17 protein-coding genes and 1 pseudogene are annotated in these 17,045 nt (G+C 63.7%); 16 read left to right on the top strand and 2 right to left on the bottom strand.

What is annotated here, in order from left to right; genetic code table 11:
• From KK488_RS15890 to KK488_RS15965, 16 genes and pseudogenes are all read left to right on the top strand, one after another.
• The coding region (locus KK488_RS15890; RefSeq protein ID WP_214624691.1) for a hypothetical protein at positions 1-206 on the top strand (206 nt) is incomplete at its 5' end.
• A 2-nt stretch (positions 207-208) separates the two neighbouring features.
• Positions 209-607, top strand: a complete 399-nt coding sequence (locus tag KK488_RS15895; RefSeq protein WP_214624692.1) for a ribbon-helix-helix protein, CopG family — start codon at positions 209-211, stop codon at positions 605-607.
• Entirely contained in the window at positions 604-1,596 is a 993-nt protein-coding gene (trbB, locus tag KK488_RS15900; protein ID WP_214624693.1) for a P-type conjugative transfer ATPase TrbB, read from the top strand. The genes KK488_RS15895 and trbB overlap by 4 nt, the downstream gene beginning before the upstream one ends.
• Positions 1,593-1,928, top strand: a complete 336-nt coding sequence (locus tag KK488_RS15905) for a TrbC/VirB2 family type IV secretion system protein (RefSeq protein WP_214624694.1) — start codon at positions 1,593-1,595, stop codon at positions 1,926-1,928. The genes trbB and KK488_RS15905 overlap by 4 nt, the downstream gene beginning before the upstream one ends.
• Positions 1,925-2,188, top strand: a complete 264-nt coding sequence (locus tag KK488_RS15910; RefSeq protein WP_214624695.1) for a VirB3 family type IV secretion system protein — start codon at positions 1,925-1,927, stop codon at positions 2,186-2,188. Before KK488_RS15905 ends, KK488_RS15910 begins: the two co-directional genes overlap by 4 nt.
• On the top strand, positions 2,182-4,608 hold the full coding sequence (trbE, locus tag KK488_RS15915; protein ID WP_214624696.1) for a conjugal transfer protein TrbE: 2,427 nt from the start codon (positions 2,182-2,184) through the stop codon (positions 4,606-4,608). Before KK488_RS15910 ends, trbE begins: the two co-directional genes overlap by 7 nt.
• A gap of 24 nt (positions 4,609-4,632) precedes the next feature.
• The gene (trbJ, locus tag KK488_RS15920; RefSeq protein WP_214624697.1) at positions 4,633-5,385 is read left to right on the top strand and encodes a P-type conjugative transfer protein TrbJ; all 753 of its coding nucleotides are present in this window, start codon (positions 4,633-4,635) and stop codon (positions 5,383-5,385) included.
• Positions 5,386-5,501: 116 nt separating this feature from the next.
• A complete protein-coding gene (trbL, locus tag KK488_RS15925) occupies positions 5,502-6,803 on the top strand; it encodes a P-type conjugative transfer protein TrbL (protein ID WP_214624698.1) in 1,302 nt (433 codons plus the stop codon).
• On the top strand, positions 6,803-7,609 hold the full coding sequence (trbF, locus tag KK488_RS15930; protein ID WP_214624699.1) for a conjugal transfer protein TrbF: 807 nt from the start codon (positions 6,803-6,805) through the stop codon (positions 7,607-7,609). The genes trbL and trbF overlap by 1 nt, the downstream gene beginning before the upstream one ends.
• Complete coding sequence (gene trbG / locus KK488_RS15935; protein WP_214624700.1) at positions 7,606-8,550, top strand: P-type conjugative transfer protein TrbG; 945 nt, start codon at positions 7,606-7,608, stop codon at positions 8,548-8,550. Before trbF ends, trbG begins: the two co-directional genes overlap by 4 nt.
• On the top strand, positions 8,547-9,746 hold the full coding sequence (locus KK488_RS15940) for a TraB/TrbI/VirB10 family type IV secretion system protein (RefSeq protein WP_214624701.1): 1,200 nt from the start codon (positions 8,547-8,549) through the stop codon (positions 9,744-9,746). Before trbG ends, KK488_RS15940 begins: the two co-directional genes overlap by 4 nt.
• Positions 9,747-9,965, top strand: a complete 219-nt coding sequence (locus tag KK488_RS15945; RefSeq protein ID WP_214624702.1) for a DUF2274 domain-containing protein — start codon at positions 9,747-9,749, stop codon at positions 9,963-9,965.
• On the top strand, positions 9,962-10,177 hold the full coding sequence (locus KK488_RS15950) for a helix-turn-helix transcriptional regulator (protein ID WP_214624703.1): 216 nt from the start codon (positions 9,962-9,964) through the stop codon (positions 10,175-10,177). Before KK488_RS15945 ends, KK488_RS15950 begins: the two co-directional genes overlap by 4 nt.
• Positions 10,178-10,304: 127 nt before the next feature.
• A complete protein-coding gene (locus KK488_RS15955; RefSeq protein WP_214624704.1) occupies positions 10,305-11,819 on the top strand; it encodes a hypothetical protein in 1,515 nt (504 codons plus the stop codon).
• Positions 11,820-11,957: 138 nt separating this feature from the next.
• The gene (locus tag KK488_RS15960; RefSeq protein WP_214624705.1) at positions 11,958-13,886 is read left to right on the top strand and encodes an ATP-binding protein; all 1,929 of its coding nucleotides are present in this window, start codon (positions 11,958-11,960) and stop codon (positions 13,884-13,886) included.
• Positions 13,887-14,287: 401 nt separating this feature from the next.
• Positions 14,288-14,551, top strand: a pseudogene (locus tag KK488_RS15965) (transposase); the annotation flags it as partial.
• A 409-nt stretch (positions 14,552-14,960) separates the two neighbouring features.
• Here KK488_RS15965 and KK488_RS15970 read toward each other — a convergent pair.
• Together KK488_RS15970 and KK488_RS15975 are read right to left on the bottom strand one after the other, a co-directional pair.
• The gene (locus tag KK488_RS15970) at positions 14,961-15,983 is read right to left on the bottom strand and encodes a methionine synthase (protein ID WP_214624706.1); all 1,023 of its coding nucleotides are present in this window, start codon (positions 15,981-15,983) and stop codon (positions 14,961-14,963) included.
• Positions 15,984-16,010: 27 nt separating this feature from the next.
• Positions 16,011-16,997: a DUF1852 domain-containing protein gene (locus KK488_RS15975; protein ID WP_214624707.1), complete on the bottom strand. Its 987-nt coding sequence runs from the start codon at positions 16,995-16,997 to the stop codon at positions 16,011-16,013.
• Between the last annotated feature and the right edge of the window lie 48 nt (positions 16,998-17,045).

Genomic DNA, 17,045 nt, shown 5'->3' on the forward strand with positions numbered 1-17,045 from the left:
AGGTTCGGCATCCCGCGCACGAACTTGAGGCGCCCGTACAGCAGGACGTGGGTCCGGCCGATGTCCTCGGTCTCGGCGACGACGACACCGATGCTGCCACCGACAAGCGCGCGATGGACCAGGCCCGGTCGCTCGCCGCCACGCGCGCCGTCTACGCCATCGATTCCGCGTCGTCGCGTCCCGACGACCTGCAGCTGGACTTCTGACCATGGTCGAGAAGGTCCGCCACCAGCTATTCCTCCCCAAGCCCCTCAGCGACAGCCTCGAGGCGCTTGCGGCGAAACCAGGAGCGTCGAAGTCGGCCATTCTCGCCGATGCCTTGAGGGCTTGGCTCGATCGTCGCGGTACCTCCGAGCTCGACGAACGCTTCGGGTTGCGGCTCGATCGCATGTCGAAGGCCTTGGGGCGGATTGAGCGCGACGGAGATGTCATTCTCGAAACGCTGGCGCTGTTCATTCGCTTCGAGCTCGCCATCCAGACGCCGCTTGCGGAAAACGATCACGCCGGTCGTGCACTCGGCGCCAAGCGGTTTGAAGCGTTCGTCGCCCAGGTCGGCCGCCAGGTCGCCGCCGGTCGGCGCACGCTCGGCGCGGAGCAGGATCGATGAGCGGCGCCCTCGCCCGGGATCGCCGCCGTGTCATGCTGCGCACGGCGATGGGCCCCGATATCGCCCTGGCCCTGGCAGATGCGCAGGTCGTCGAGATCATGGTCAATCCGGACGGCGCGCTGAGGCTGGACCGCCTTGGCGAGGGCCGGACGGACACCGGCGTCCGTCTTGATCGGGAACAGGTCGAACGGATCATCCGGCTCGTCGCCAGCCATGCGCGGGCGGAGGTCCATGACGGCTCGCCGATCGTATCGGCGGAGCTGCCGCCACACGCCGAAGGTCGCGCCGGCGAGCGCTTCGAAGGCGTGCTCCCGCCGGTCTCGACGGCTCCTTGCTTCTCGATTCGCAAGCCGGCCGAGCGGCTCTACACGCTCGACGATTATGTCGCCGACGGGATCGCGTCGGAAGCGATCGCGGATGCGCTGCGGGCAGCTGTCACCCAGCGCTCCAACATCCTCGTCGCGGGCGGGACCAGTTCTGGCAAGACGACGCTCGCCAATGCGCTCCTGGCCGAGATGGCCTGGGTCGATGCACGCGTGATCCTCATCGAGGACACGCGCGAACTGCAGTGCCCGCTGCCCGATACCGTCGCGCTGCGGACACGTCCCGGTGTCGTGTCGATGACCGACCTGGTCCGCTCGACGATGCGACTGCGCCCTGACCGGATCATCGTCGGCGAAGTCCGCGGCCCGGAAGCGCTCGACATGCTCAAGGCCTGGAACACGGGCCACCCGGGCGGGATTGCCACCGTTCACGCCAACAGCGCGGTCGCCGCGCTCTATCGCATCGAGCAGCTGGTGCAGGAAGCGGTGGTCACCGTGCCGCGGCAGCTGATTGCCGAAGCCATCGACATCATCGTGTTCATCGCCGGCCGCGGCACCTCCCGCCGGATCGAGACGATCGCAAGCGTGACCGGGCTCGATGCGCACGGCGCCTATGCGCTCGCCGACACCTCTCCACTCCCCAAGCCCCCAGGAGAACGACAATGAATATCGTCAGGATTCCCGACCGCCGCACCACGTTCATTGCCGGCGCCATGTTCGGCCTCGGCCTCGTGATCGCCAGCAAGGCGCACGCCGCCGGCACCGGCATGCCGTGGGAGCAGCCGCTCCAGCAGGTGCTCGATTCCGTGCAGGGACCGGTCGCCAAGATCGTCGCGGTGATCATCATCATCGTCACCGGCCTGACCCTCGCGTTCGGCGAGACGGCCGGCGGCTTCCGGCGCCTCATCCAGATCATCTTCGGCCTGTCGATCGCGTTCGCGGCGTCGAGCTTCTTCCTCAGCTTCTTCAGCTTCGGCGGCGGAGCGCTGATCGCGTGAGCGAGCATGTCGAAGGCTTTGAGGTTCCCATTCACGGGAGCCTCGGAGCGCCGATCCTCCTCGGCGGCGCTCCGCGCGGTCTCGCGATCGTCAACGGTACGCTGGCCGCCGCGATCGGTCTCGGCCTCCAGCAATGGATCGCCGGCATCGTCGTCTGGGCGGTCGGGCACAGCATCGCGGTCTTCGCGACCCGCCGCGACCCGTCGTTCGCGCCCGTCCTCATCCGCCATCTCAGACAGAAGGGCTATCTCGCATGCTAGCCTTGCGCGAATATCGCCACGCCGCCGATCGCCTGGCCGACCATCTGCCCTGGGCCGCGCTGGTGGCGAAAGGCGTCATCCTCAACAAGGATGGCAGCTTCCAGCGGACGCTCGCCTTCCGCGGTCCCGATCTCGAGAGCGCGACCGAAGCCGAACTGGTGTCGGCCTGCGCGCGGGCGAACAATGTCCTCAAGCGCTTTGGCACGGGCTGGGCGCTGTTCTTCGATGCCGAACGCCGCGAGGCACTCGGCTATCCGGCGGGCAATTTTCCTGATCCGGCATCTTGGCTCGTTGACGAGGAGCGGCGCGCGCGGTTCGAGGCGGAAGGCGTTCATTTTGAGAGCCGCTACCATCTGACGCTCGTCTGGCTGCCCGCCGCCGATGGCGCGGATGCCGCCGGCCGGTCTCTTGTCGATCGGCCTGATGCCGCGGAAGGCCGCGACTGGCGCGGCACACTCGGCACCTTCATCGCGGAGACGGACCGCGCGCTCGACCTGTTCGCCGCCTTCATGCCCGAGGTTCGAGCGCTCTCGTCGGCCGAGACGCTGACCTACCTCCATGACGCGGTTTCGAGCCGGCATCATCCGGTAGCGGTGCCGGAGACGCCGATGTACCTCGATGCGCTGCTGGCGGACACGCCGCTCGTCGGCGGCCTCGAGCCGATGCTCGGGTCTCGGCACCTGCGCACGCTCACCGTCGTCGGGTTTCCGAACGTCAGCCGTCCCGGAATCCTCGACGCGCTCAACGAGGCCGATTTCGCCTATCGCTGGGTCACGCGCTTCATCGCTCTCGACAAGACCGACGCGACCAAGCTGCTGACGAAGTTGCGGCGGCAGTGGTTCAACAAGCGCAAGTCTATCACCGCGCTGCTGCGCGAGGTGCTGTACAACCAGCCGGCCCAGCTGCTCGACAGCGACGCAGATAACAAGGTGACGGATGCCGACCTGGCGCTCCAGGCGCTCGGCGGCGACCATGTCGCCTTCGGCTACCTGACGACGACCATCACCGTCAGTGACGAGGACCGCGCGGGCGTCGAAGCCAAGATTCGGCAGGTCGAACGGATCATCGGCGGGCTCGGCTTCACCACGATCCGCGAAGGTGTGAATGCGGTCGAGGCGTGGCTGTCGTCGATACCCGGCCAGGTCTATGCCAATGTGCGCCAGCCGATCGTCCACACCCTCAATCTCGCCCACCTCATGCCGCTGTCAGCGGTCTGGGCGGGGCCCGTCGCCAACGAGCATCTCGAAGGGCCGCCATTGCTGGTCGCTCAGACCGGAGGCTCGACCCCGTTCCGGCTTTCCACCCATGTCGGCGACGTCGGCCACATGATGGTCGTGGGGCCGACTGGTGCGGGCAAGTCGGTGCTGCTGGCGCTGATCGCGCTGCAGTTCCGCCGCTACCCCGACGCGCAGGTCTACATTTTCGACAAGGGCCTTTCAGCCCGCGCGGCCGTGCTGGCCTTGGGCGGCGCTCACCATGCGCTCGGCGCCGACACCGGATCGGACGCAGCGCTCGCGTTCCAGCCGCTCGTACGGATCGACGACGCGACGGAACGGAGCTGGGCGGCGGAGTGGATCGCGGCGCTGCTTGATGCCGAAAGGCTCGCCGTCACGCCCGAAGTGAAGGATGCGGTATGGTCGGCGCTCGGCAGCCTGGCGTCGGCACCGTCCGCCGAACGGACGATGACGGGGCTGGCGCTGCTGCTCCAGTCGAACGCGCTCCGCACCGCGATCCAGCCGTACACGTTGGACGGTCCGCACGGCCGGCTGCTCGACGCAAGCGAAAGCGGACTCGCCCTCGCCGATGTCCAGTGCTTCGAAACCGAGGCGCTGCTCGGCCAGTCGAGCGTCGTCGCACCGGTCCTGACCTATCTGTTCCATCGGCTCGAGGAGCGGTTCGACGGCCGGCCGACATTGCTGATCCTCGACGAGGCCTGGATCTTCCTCGACCATCCGCTGTTCGCCGCACGCATCCGCGAATGGCTCAAGACACTCCGCAAGAAGAACGTCGCAGTGCTGTTCGCGACGCAAAGCCTGGCGGACGTCGCGGGCAGTAGCATCGCGCCCGCTGTCATCGAAAGCTGCCCGCACCGCATCCTGTTGCCGAATGACCGAGCGATCGAACCACAGAGCCGCGAGGCCTATGCCCGGTTCGGCCTCAATGACCGCCAGATCGAACTGATCAGTCGGGCCACGCCCAAGCGCCACTATTACCTGCAATCCGCGCGGGGAAACCGGCTGTTCGAGCTTGGCCTCGGGCCGATCGGCCTCGCGCTCTGCGGTGCCTCCGATCCCGCCAGCCAGCGCCGGATCGAGGCCATTCTCGCCGAACATGGCGCAGACGCTTTCGCCGCCCACTTCCTGGCCGACTGCGATCTCGGCTGGGCCGCCGAGCTGATCGCCGCCTTTCCCGCTCCCTGATCCTCCAGCCCAAGGAGAAGCCCTATGACGAAGAAACGGCCCTTCAAGAAATACCTGATGACCGGCGCGCTTGCGATCGGTGCCGCTGGCGCGCTCATGATGGGCGTCATCACGACCACGACTCCGGCACGGGCGCAGTTCACCGTGTTCGATCCCAGCAATTACAGCCAGAACATCCTGACGGCCGCGCACACGCTCCAGCAGATCAACAACCAGATCCAGATGCTGCAGAACCAGGCGCAGAGCCTGATCAATCAGGCCAGGAACCTGACGACGATCACTTTCCCCGAGCTCCGGGCGATCACGCAGACGATCCAGCAGATCGACCAGCTGATGGGCCAGGCGCAGGCGATCCAGTTCCGCGTGGCCGGCCTCGACCAGCAATTCCGGTCGATGTTCCCGACGAGCTTCAACCAGGCGCTCAGCAACAACCAGCATGTCGTCGATGCGCGCGCCCGGCTCGATGCGTCGATGGATGCGTACAAGCACACCATGACCGTCGAGGCACAGGTGGTCGAGAACGTCGCCGCAGACGCGAGCACGCTCAACGGCATCGTCCAGCGCAGCCAGGGTGCGCAGGGCGCGCTTCAGGCGCAGCAGGCCACGAACCAGCTTCTCGCACTCGTCGCCAAGCAGCAGTTCCAGCTCCAGACGCTGATGGCGGCACAGTACCGCGCCGACGCGATCGAGCGGGCAAGCCGCGCGCAGGCCCAGTCGGACGCGCAGGGCGCGACGAAGAAGTTCCTCGGCTCCGGCAACGCCTACACCCCCCAGTAGGCGCCGGCACGGCGTCGACGGACCTCGCCCTCCGCCGACGTCGCCGCGGGGCGCGTCGCAGCTCCCCCAGGCGCGCCCCGCGGCATTTCTCCCCATCTCGTCAGGACATCACCACCGTGAACGACCTCAACGTCATCGACCAGTTCATGCAGGCCTTCATCACCTACATCGACAGTGGGTTCGGCCTTCTCGGCGGCGACGTAAGCTTCCTCAGTCGGACGTTGATCGCGCTCGACATCACGCTGGCCGGCCTGTTCTGGGCGCTCGGCGGCGAGGACAATGTTCTCGGACGCCTGATCCGCAAGATCCTCTACATCGGCGCCTTCGCGTTCATCCTGAACAGCTTCTCGACGCTCGCCGACATCATCTTCCGCTCGTTCGCCCAGGCCGGGCTGACCGCCGGCGGGGGCGGGATGGCGGCGGCGGACCTGCTCAAGCCCGGTCGCCTCGCCGGAACCGGCTTCTCCGCGGCCTGGCCGCTGCTCGAACAGGCCTCGCAGATGATGGGCTTCACCAGCTTCTTCGACAATTTCCTCACGATCATGGTCCTGCTGATCGCCTGGGCGCTCGTCATCCTCGCCTTCTTCATCCTGGCCGTGCAGATGTTCGTGACGATCCTCGAGTTCAAGCTGAGCTCGCTTGCCGGGTTCATCCTCGTCCCCTTCGCGCTCTGGAACCGGACGAGCTTCCTGGCGGAGCGCGTACTCGGACACGTCGTCAGCTCCGGAATCAAGGTCATGGTGCTCGCCGTGATCGTCGGCATCGGCTCCAACTATTTCTCCCAGTTCACCACCGCCCTGCAGGGCCAGGAGCCCGATATTGGCCAGGCACTGAGCCTAGTGCTCGCCAGCCTTGCGCTCTTCGGCCTCGGCATCTTCGGCCCCGGGATCGCCTCGGGACTGGTATCGGGCGCGCCGCAGCTCGGTGCCGGCGCGGCGTTCGGCACGGCTCTGGGCGCCGGGGGCGTCATCGTGCTGGGCGCGGCGGGCGCCGCAGGCGCCGCACGCGGACTGGCGGCGGCCGGCATGGGCGCCGTCCGGGCGGGCACTACTATGGGGTCTGCCGCAGGCACGGCCTACAAGCTGGGCCAGGAGGCGAGCGGCTCGGCGTCCGTCGGCGCCGGCATGAAGGGCGTAGCCACCGCCGCCTCCAGTGCTGCCCGCTCGCGCATGTCCGCCGCCCTCGGTCTAGGCGAGGCCGCCGAATCCGGCCGGCAGGGTGCCTTCAACGCCATGGTCGGTCGGCAGGCGCCAGCCGGCGCCGCCGCCGATGACGCCCGCAGCATGCCCGGCTGGGCGCGCGCAATGAAGGATCAGGCGTCCGCTCGACACCACCGCCAGGCTGCCATCCACGCCATCGGTCAAGGCGACCGCGGCGGCGCCGGTGCCACCCCCGACATCAAGGAAAGGGACGACTGATGATCTTCAAACGTGCCGTGCAACGCTACGGGCGATCGCCCATACCCGAAACGCCATTCCAGCGAGCGGGTCAGCTCTGGGACGATCGGATCGGCTCCGCCCGCGTGCAGGCCCGGAACTGGCGTCTGATGGCATTCGGATGCCTCGGCCTGACCGCCGCCCTCTCGGGCGGCCTGCTCTGGCAGTCGGTTCAGAGCCGGGTCGTCCCCTATGTCGTAGAGGTCGACAAGCTGGGCGAACCCCGTGCCGTGTCGACCGCCGATGCCGTCTACCATCCGACCGATCCGCAGATCGCATGGTTTCTCGGGCGGTTCGTGACGAGCGTCCGGTCGGTATCGCTCGATCCGGTCCTGATGCGCCAGGACTGGCTGTCGGCCTATGACTTCACGACCAAGCGAGGCGCCGTCTTCCTCGGAGACTATGCTCGCTCTGCAGACCCGTTCGGTCGCGTGGGTGAGAGGACAGTCTCGGTGCAGGTCACCAGCGTGGTCCGCGCCTCCGATCGCTCCTTTCAGGTGAAATGGATCGAGACCGCCTACGAGCGCGGCGCGCAGGCCGGATCGACGCACTGGACCGGAATCCTGACGGTCGTGCTCAAGTCGCCGCCGACAGCGGATGCTCTCCGACGCAATCCTCTCGGTCTGTACGTCGACGCGGTCGACTGGAGCCGCGAGCTGGAGCCGGGAACGACAGCGCCGGCACCCTCGCGCCCCGCAGCAGCGCCGACAGCGAACCTGCCGCTCGGATCGCCGCTCGATCCAAGCGTGGCCCAGCCTCAGCAACCCCAAGCGGAGACCCGTCAATGAGATTCCACCTTCTTGTCGCGCTGCTCGCCAGCGCCGGCAGCGCTGCAGCGCAGACCGTTCCAGCGCCGCCGCCATCATCGGCCGGCACCATCCCGCCCGTTGCGGCGCCGGTCGCCGCAGTGCCGATGCCCGTCGTCACGTCGCCTGTGGCCCCGCGTCGACGCCTGCCACCCTCGCCAGCGGAGCTGCGGGTGCGTGCTGCAAATCGTGCTGCGACCTTGGAGCCGGCGACGGCCGGCTACATCAATGCGGTGCAGGTCTACCCGTTCAGCGACGGGTCGGTCTATCATGTGCTCACCGCTCCGGGACAGGTAACCGACATCACGCTTCAGCCCGGCGAGGTGCTGGGCGCGGTCGCCGCGGGCGACACCGTGCGATGGGTCATCGGCGACACCACCAGCGGGACCGGCGATTCACGGCGAACGCACGTCCTCGTCAAGCCGTTCGCACCCGGGCTTGCGACGAACATCATCATCACCACTGATCGCCGGACCTATCATCTCGCGCTGACCAGCGTCGGACGCTCGGCGATGGTCGCGATCTCCTGGACATATCCGCAGGACCAGCTCATCGCGCTGAAGGCAGCTGCGGATCGCGCTCGCGCCGCGCAGCCGGTTGCCACCGGACTTTCGGTCGACCAGCTCCACTTCAACTATGTCATCTCGGGCGACCGTCCGACATGGCGGCCCGTTCGTGCATTCGACGACGGCCGCCAGACCTACATCGAATTTCCGTCAGATCTCGGAACCGGTGAAGCGCCGCCGCTCTTTCTCGTCGACGCGAAAGGCGCTGCTCAGCTCGTCAATTATCGCGTGCAAGGTCGGTATTACGTCGTCGATCGCCTGTTCGTGACGGCCGAGCTGCGCCTCGGTCTGAAACGCCAGGACATCGTGCGGATCAGCCGGGCCGGTCGGTCCGACACACGACGGAGGGCGTCGTGACGCAGACCGCACTCCCGCAGAATGCGAAGCTCGACCCCGAGACGCTGGCGATCCGCGCCCGGCCACCGCGCGCGATCCGGTTCAAGCGCGGTTTGATCATCGCGATCGCCGCCATCGGCTCGGTCAGCCTGATCGCCGTGACGTGGATGGCGCTGAAACCGCGCCTGTTCCAGCACGGCGAAAACCAGCAGGAACTCTCACAGCCGAACGTGCGGCCCATGAGCGACGGTCTGAACGGCGCGCCTGCCACCTATGGCGACGTGCCCCGGCTCGGCCCGCCGCTTCCCGGAGACCTCGGCAAGCCGATCCTGGAACGGCAGCAGCAGTTGGCGACCGGCGTGGACCCCGGCAGCCAGCAACTGCAGCAGGCGGAGGCCGCGGAACGCGAACGTCGCCTGGCCGAACTCAAGGCCGCCCGGGAATCCGGCGTGCTCGTGCAGAACCGGCAGGCCTCCACGCCGACTGAACCCGTTGCGGCCGGGTCGTCGCCCGCGCCGGCGAGCGATACCGACAAGGTCGCGCTCGATCCGGATCGGGATCCGAACGCGCAGGGACGCAAGGCCGCCTTCGTCGGCAAACGTGATGCGACGGGGGACATCAATCCCTACGCGCTGGCCGCGTTGCCGTCGCCGTACACACTGTCGGCCGGCAGCGTGATTTCGGCCAGCCTGATCACGGGGCTGCGATCCGATCTCCCGGGACTGGTGACCGCCCAGGTCACGGAGAACACCTTCGACAGCGCGACCGGCCGCATTCTGCTCGTACCGCAAGGCGCCCGGCTGATCGGAAGTTATGACAGCGTCGTCGCCTTCGGGCAGAAGCGCGCGCTCATCATCTGGCAACGCATCATCATGCCGGACGGCAGCTCGCTGCGGATCGACAACGTGCCGGCGGCCGATCCATCGGGGTACGCCGGTCTCGCCGACAAGGTTGACCTCCATACTTGGCAGCTGCTCAAGGGCGTCGTCCTTTCGACCCTGCTCGGCGTCAGTTCCGAGCTAGCTCTGTCGGGTCAGAGCGATCTTGTTCAGGCGATCCGGATGTCGACGCAGGACAATGTGGCGCGGGCCGGCGATCAGATCACCCAGCGCAATCTCGGGGTCCAGCCGACGATCACCATTCGACCGGGCGCCCCGGTGCGATTGGTTGTTCACAAGGATCTTATCCTTGCGCCACCATCGGGCAGGAGCAATTGAATGGCCGACATCAAGTTGCCGCAGCTTCCGGACCGCACGCCGATCAAGCTCGCTGTCTCGGTGATGCCCGACCTCCATCAGGCATTGACTGACTACGCTGCCCTCTACGCCAAGACCTATGGCCGAGACGAACCGGTCGCCGAGCTGATTCCGGCGATGCTCGGCGCCTTCCTTGAAAGCGATCGCGGCTTCGTCCGAAGCCGTGCCGGCGGAAAATGAGCGACGATCAGCCCGATCGCTTCCTCAAGCTCGACGAGGTCAAGCGCCGGGTCGGGCTGGGAAAGTCGATGATCTACCGGCTGATCCAAGAGGGGAAGTTTCCCGCGCCATACAAGGTCACGCCGTTGGCTTCTCGCTGGAGTGATCAGGAAGTTCGCGCTTGGATCAACGACGTGAAGGACGGCTTCGAGGGGAAGCGGCGCAAAGTTTGAAATCGCCCGGCGCGTTGAGAGGATCGTTGGCGATGCCCCTTCTATCTCGCAGCGATTGGGGTAACGCCATTTCCTTAGCCGGCGATGCCTTGTACGTCTTTGCCGGCGGGCAAAAGGGGGGCATGATTTGGGTGAATGGACACCAGAGGCAGGTGCGGCGATCGACCTCTGTTCGCGTTGGGCGCGTGAGGTTCGCGCGGCCATCCCTTGCGATATCTACCTTTTCGGCAGCGCGATCTATCAGGATGGGGATCAGTTCGACGCCCAGATGAGCGATCTCGATATTGTCGTTAAGTTTCACCAGGACCTTGAGGCGACCGAGCGCGCGAAGAGAATCGAAAAGTTGCGCGGGCACAAGGTAGTGCTCGAACTTCACATGGTGCCGCATCTACACCGGACGAACTGCGAGGACCCTGGCGTGAGCGTGGTTCCCATCACGTCGCTCGAAGTCCTCGCGAACATCCACAAAAGCAGATCACGACACTTTTTTACCAAGAACGTGTTTCTCGACCTCCTAAGCGAGGAGGAGTCGATCAGCATTCCGACCGCTGGCACCTGTTCGATCCCGGACGAGGCGCGCCAAGCACTGGAATATGCTCAGGACGTCCGGAATCACTTTCTGGCAATCAGCGCAAATAGCACGGGCGGCTTGGCACCGTTTGACGGTCCAGATCCGCTTCCGAAGTCGCTTGCCCGCGCAGCGGCTCAGTTAGTGCCAGAGGTTGAAGCGGGCGGCCGGTATGATACCCGATATGGACTCGAGTATTTGTGGGATGAGCTGTCGCGGCGCCGAAGCGAGTCACCAGAACTGCGCCAACTTCATCGGAAAATCTCGATCCGAAGGGGCGGCCGTGGCCACCGCCAGCCCCTCTCGGATTTCGATCAGCTGCTGTTAGCAGAGGTTCTTCACGACCGTGCCGCGGCTGCTCCCTTAGCGCCGATGGCGACATGGGAGATTCGGTTCGGGGGAGCAACTTTGACCGCAGGTGAGCGGGAGCGACTCCTTGAAGATTTGCGAAGCCTTGTGCCCGATGCGGAGGTGCTCGGTGTGTTTGAAGGAAGCATAATCGTCAGGCTGCGCAGTTCGAAGCGCAGTTTTTTAACGATGCGCAGACTTTTGGATCTCCACGTCCTCCCTCGCTTCTTCAAAGTCGAGAAAGTCGACCTTCTCGACTTGGAGAATGGAGAGAAGATCGCGGGCTTCAGCGCTCATGGCGCAATTGATCGTATTTCCGAACGCATCTCAGAATGGCGACCCCAATCACGTGAAGGATCGGCTGAAACCGAAAGCAGCTTGGCACGATGGCTGGCGGATTGGCTGGCTAATGACGACCAACTCTCTTCGGCTACGCTCGCTCGTGAAGCCCTCATCGGCGAGTTCGGTCGTCCGCTCCGCGCGGACATTCTCCTACAATTTCCCCAATTCGGTGCCGATCAACGCGTTGTGATCGAACTCGTGCGGTTAAGGCATCGCAGGGATTTCTTCTCTCAACTCGGTCGCGCGCAACGCCTGGGTGTCCCGACCATCCTTGTTTTGGTCGGCATATCCGACGAACTTGCCAGCCTCGAGTCTGACATTCGGGCTCTCTCAACCGTCGATGCGAACATCCGTGTCGTGCCGGTCGCTTTGGACAACGGCTAGCCGACGCCCGCCTTATGTCTGTTTGCGGCGCTAGTTCCGCTCTAACCGAAGCTAGCGCTGGGCTCCCGTGCGGGGACGGTAATTCTCGATAGCCCATCGGCCGCCTCCATCGCTATAAAACAACAAGGGGGATCGGCTATGACGTCTCAAGAAACACTATACGCATTCGACCAGCGCTTTCTTGATCGTCATGCCGGCCCGATCATCTCCGATCTCTCGGTCGCCATCGTAGAACTCGTTGCGAATGCATGGGATGCCTACGCTACAACCGTAGATATCACTTGGCCGACCTCCGATGGCGAGCGGAGGTTCGCGATCAAGGACAATGGCCGGGGCATGACAGCGGCGCAGTTCGAGCAACGCTGGGGTGTCTTCGACTATAACCGTGTAGCGGCGGAAGGAGAGTATGTTGCGCCCCCGCCAGAATTGGCGTCGCTCGCGCCCCGCCGCGCTTATGGTCGCAACGGCCGTGGTCGACACGGCGGTTTCGCATTCTCGAATCCTTACGACATTACCATCGAGGCGGGCGGCGAGCAGGTTACGTACCGGGTCTCGCGTGGGGGGCTCCGGCCGTTCGATTGGCAGCTCGTTAAGCGCGAGGAGAGCGCCGGACACGGCGTCGAGATTAGAGCGGTGGAGCCGACCCGGTTACGCCTCAGCGCAGCCGACATTCGCGAGGTGCTCGGAACCCGCTTTCTGACCGATCCGAACTTCAGGGTTTTCGTCGACGGCCAAGCAGTAACGTTTGATGATATTCCGCGCGATTTTCTGCGGGAGAGTTTCGTGGACATCGCCGGAGTCGGGCGTGCCACCATCATGATGATCGAATCCCAGCGTGCCGATCGTAGCACGCGTCAGCACGGTATTGCTTGGCACGTCAACAATCGACTGGTCGGAAATTGCGGGTGGCGCGGCACAGACTACGAGCGAGTCCTTGACGGTCGTTCCAGCGAAGCGAAGCGGTTCACCTTCATCGTCTTTGCCGATTTCCTGGCCGGCGCCGACGCCGTCTTGGCTGACTGGTCCGGATTCCAGCAAAGCAATGCCGCGTGGCAGAAGACCCAGGTTGCAGTGCAGGACAAGATTCGAGAGGAGATCGCCGCCTTCCATTCGGAGCGTCGCAGGGAGACTAAGGATGTAGTCCGCGAGCGCTATGCCTCGACCGTAACCCGGATCGCACCACTTGCGCGCGAGCGCTGGAACAGCTTCGTGGATCAGGTCATCGACACCTGCCCGGGCATCTCGTCGGATCAAATCGAACAGGTCGCGGGCATACTTGCCAATCTGGAGGCATCCTCCTCGCAATATAGCTTGCTTGCAAAACTCCACGGCCTGCACCCTAATGAGCTCGACCAGCTTGATGGCATTCTCGCCGATTGGAGCGTGGCGACCGCCAAGATCGCGTTGGATGAGATCCAGACCCGGCTGAAGCTCATTCACGAACTGCACGACAAGCTGCGCGATGAGCGGGCCGACGAAGTGCGTGAGCTTCAGCCACTGATCGAGCGAAGTCTTTGGGTCTTTGGCCCCGAGTTTGAAAGTATCGAGTTCACCTCGAACCAGGGTATGTCTACGGTCATAAAGAAACTGCTTGGAGGTTCTGTCCAAGGCAGCGGCAACCGACCCGACTTTGTTATCATGCCTGATGGCAGTGTCGGCCTATTTACGCGGCCCGCTTATGATGATTCCCATGAACTGGTAGGCGTCGATCATTTAGTGGTGGTCGAGCTGAAGCGGCCGGGTATCCCGATCGGCATGGATCAAAAAAACCAGGCTTGGAAATATGTCGTCGAGTTGCAGACGCACGGTCTGATCGATGATTCAACGCGCGTGACTTGCTTTGTCATGGGATCGAAGCTGACGCCGCGAGAAGGCGTACGCGAAGAAGGCCGGACAAAGATTATCCCTATGGCCTATGAAACCTTCATCCGGCGCGCCGAGACCCGCATGCTCAATCTGTACGCGAAGCTGTCGCAAGCGCCGTTCTTGCAAGACGCCGGCGTCGATGCGAACGCCTTCGTAGCAGAACCGGCAGTCCTTCAACCGGGCCTAGGACTTGCCAACTAGAGTCTGTACCGGCTGCAGCTTGAGCACGAGCGCCATAAGGGCCAGCCGTTCTTCAATTCCTGCTACAAGATTGGAACGCCCCCAAGACCAAATAGGGGTGTTCGGGGGCAACCAAAACTTGAGTTGTATCGTGGGTTCGAATACCATCCTATGATCGCAATTGACCTATATTGCCTTGATTTTGCTCGGTAAAATTTAGTCGATCCGGCCAAGTACCTCGCCTCGTACCCCTCCTTGGGGTTGTGCGGCCTACATGCCCGCCAAAAAGGCCCACTTTCTCAACCGGCTATCGCCTCTTTGGGCGCAGGTAGGAATACCTTCGGTTTGGCGGCTTTCGACCGAGGGTGTGTAAAAACGCGAGGATATGCTGAGGTTTTCCCGGATTTGCGGGAGGCTTTGGGATGGGCCGTTTCGTTCAAGGGGAAGACCGCCGGCAGGATTTTTTGCTGCCTGCCTCGCTTGATGATTATGTGTCGCAGGACAACCCGGTTCGAGTGGTCGAGGCCTTTATCGACGAGCTCGATTTCCACGCCTTGGGTTTTGCCGGAGCGACGCCCGTCGAGACCGGTCGCCCGGCCTACCATCCAGCGGCGACGATGCTCAAGATCCACCTTTACGGCTATCTGAACAGGATCCAGTCGAGCCGGCGCCTGGAACGCGAGGCGCACGGGTCGAAGCGCTGATGCTGCTCAGTGCGCTTGAGCATCTCGGTCGGCAAGCCTCGGCACGCCGGAGCGACAGGGAGATGGTCCTCCCGCTCGACGTACATGCATTAATCAAGCTGCTGGTCAGCCGCTGCCGCACGTTAATCGCGGTGATCCGCACGACTGATGTACCCCTGACGTGCGTTGCTTCAACCGCGACCGGCGCCGCGCCTTCGCCAACCTGGTTCGCGCGTTTAGCTGACCCGTCGGTCACGTAGAGCGGCGGCGGAGGGAATGTCCGTTATGTCGCGTCGCGTTCATAAAGTCTGTCAGCCCGCCAACGGCCCGGTCCTTGCCATTCTCAGGGGCCTTCCATGCCGTCACGTTATCTCTCTTCAACGACACGACTGACGTCAGCAGCCTATCAGCCTTAGAGCTCTCTTCGGACGATCTCCGCGCCGGCGGCCAGGGCTTTCAGCTTCTCTCGCGCAACCCCGCGGGACAGTGGCGCCATGCCGCAATTGGTCGAAGGACAGAGCTTGTCTGCATCCACAAACCGGAGTGCCTTGCGGAGCGTGTCGGCGACGTCCTCCGGGGTCTCGATCATGTTCGTTGCCACGTCGATGACGCCGACCATGACCTTCTTCCCTCGAATGAGTTCGATAAGGTCCATGGGGACGCGCGAATTCTGGCATTCCAGCGAGATGATATCGACGCTGGACCTCTGAAGCCTGGGGAAGGCCTCCTCATACTGCCGCCATTCCAGTCCCAGCGTTTTTTTCCAGTCCGTATTGGCCTTGATGCCGTATCCATAGCAGATGTGAACGGCGGTTTCGCACTTCAGTCCGTCGGCCGCCCGTTCGAGGGTGGCGACGCCCCAGTCGTTCACCTCGTCGAAGAACACGTTGAAGGCCGGTTCGTCGAACTGGATGATGTCGACACCGGCCTTTTCCAATTCCCTGGCCTCTTGATTGAGGAGCTTGGCGAATTCCCAGGCGAGCTTTTCGCGGCTCTTATAATGGTCATCATAAAGAGTATCGATCATCGTCATGGGGCCGGGCAGCGCCCACTTGATCGGAAGGTCCGTCTGTGCGCGCAGGAACCTGGCGTCGTCGACGAAGACCGGTTTCGGGCGGTTCACGGTGCCTACGACGGTCGGCACGCTCGCATCATAGCGATCGCGGATGCGGACGGTCTCGCGCTTCTCGAAGTCGACGCCGCTCAGCTGTTCGATGAATGTCGTGACGAAATGCTGACGCGTCTGTTCGCCATCGCTGACGATATCGATGCCTGCCCGCCGTTGGTCGTCGAGCGCCAGGCGCAAGGCATCCTCCCTGCCTTCGTTCAACTCGTCGTCCTGCAATTTCCAGGGCGACCAGAGCGTCTCGGGCTGCGCAAGCCAAGAGGGCTTGGGCAAACTACCGGCGGTCGAGGTGGGCAATAATTTCTTCATGGCGGATGACCTCGTGCTCTCGGCCGATCAATGGGCGGCGATGGTGGACAATTGCGCGAGGAGGGCCTGATAGGGCTTGATGAAGCGCTCCTCGGCAAACTTGCCCTGCTCGACCGCCAGCCGGCTGCGCTCTTCCCGGTCGTAGACGATCCGCGTCAGGGAATAATCCTGGCACTTCAGGCTCGGGCGATACTGTTCGGCCGCAACGGAATTCGCATTGTAGATCTCAGGCCGATAGATCTTCTGAAAGGTCTCCATCGTGCTGATCGTGCTTGCGAGTTCGAGATTGGTATAGTCGCGAAGCAGGTCGCCGATGTGATAGAAGGCGAACGGCGCGACGCTATGCTTCGGCATGAAATACCGAACCTTCATGCCCATTTTCGCGAAATAGGCATCCGTCGGGGAAGGTTCGTCATTCTGATATTCGAGGCCCAGCAATGGGTGCTCGTTTCCTGTCCGGTAGTAGGTCTTTGTGCTCGAAACGCTGAGGCAGATCACCGGCGGCTTGCTGAAATTGTCGCGGTAGGCGTCTGAACTCAGAAAAAGCTTGAACAGGCTTCCATGGAGATCGCCGAACCCCGCCGGGACGCCGGCGTTCGGGTGCTTCTTTGCATAGTCGAGCAGGAGGACGCTGAAGTCATAGTCGCGAACGTAGGATGAGAAATTGTTCCCGACGACTCCCTCGATACGCTCTCCGGTCTGCTTGTCGAAAATGCGTGCCTGAAGGATCTCGATCAGCGGGAAGGAATCGCGATTGTCTCGGACATCGATGTTCATCTCGACCGAGATGATATCGAGCTCGACAGAGTAGCGGTCGCCTCTGGGATTGTCCCAGGCAGCCAGGCTGTTGAAGCGGTTGTCGATCATCCGCAGCGTGTTGCGCAGATTCTCCTGACGGCGTTCTCCCCTCGCCAGATTGGCAAAGTTGGTCGTGACGCGCGTATGGTCGGCGGGGCGGTAGTCCTCGTCGAAAGCCGTGCGCTCGATGGAAAAAGTGAAGGCGCTATCGATCATGACGGGTTGTCCTGATGTTCGGAATGAAACCTGCCTGCGCGCAGATCC

Source organism: Sphingobium nicotianae (assembly GCF_018603885.1).
Lineage (GTDB): Bacteria > Pseudomonadota > Alphaproteobacteria > Sphingomonadales > Sphingomonadaceae > Sphingobium > Sphingobium nicotianae.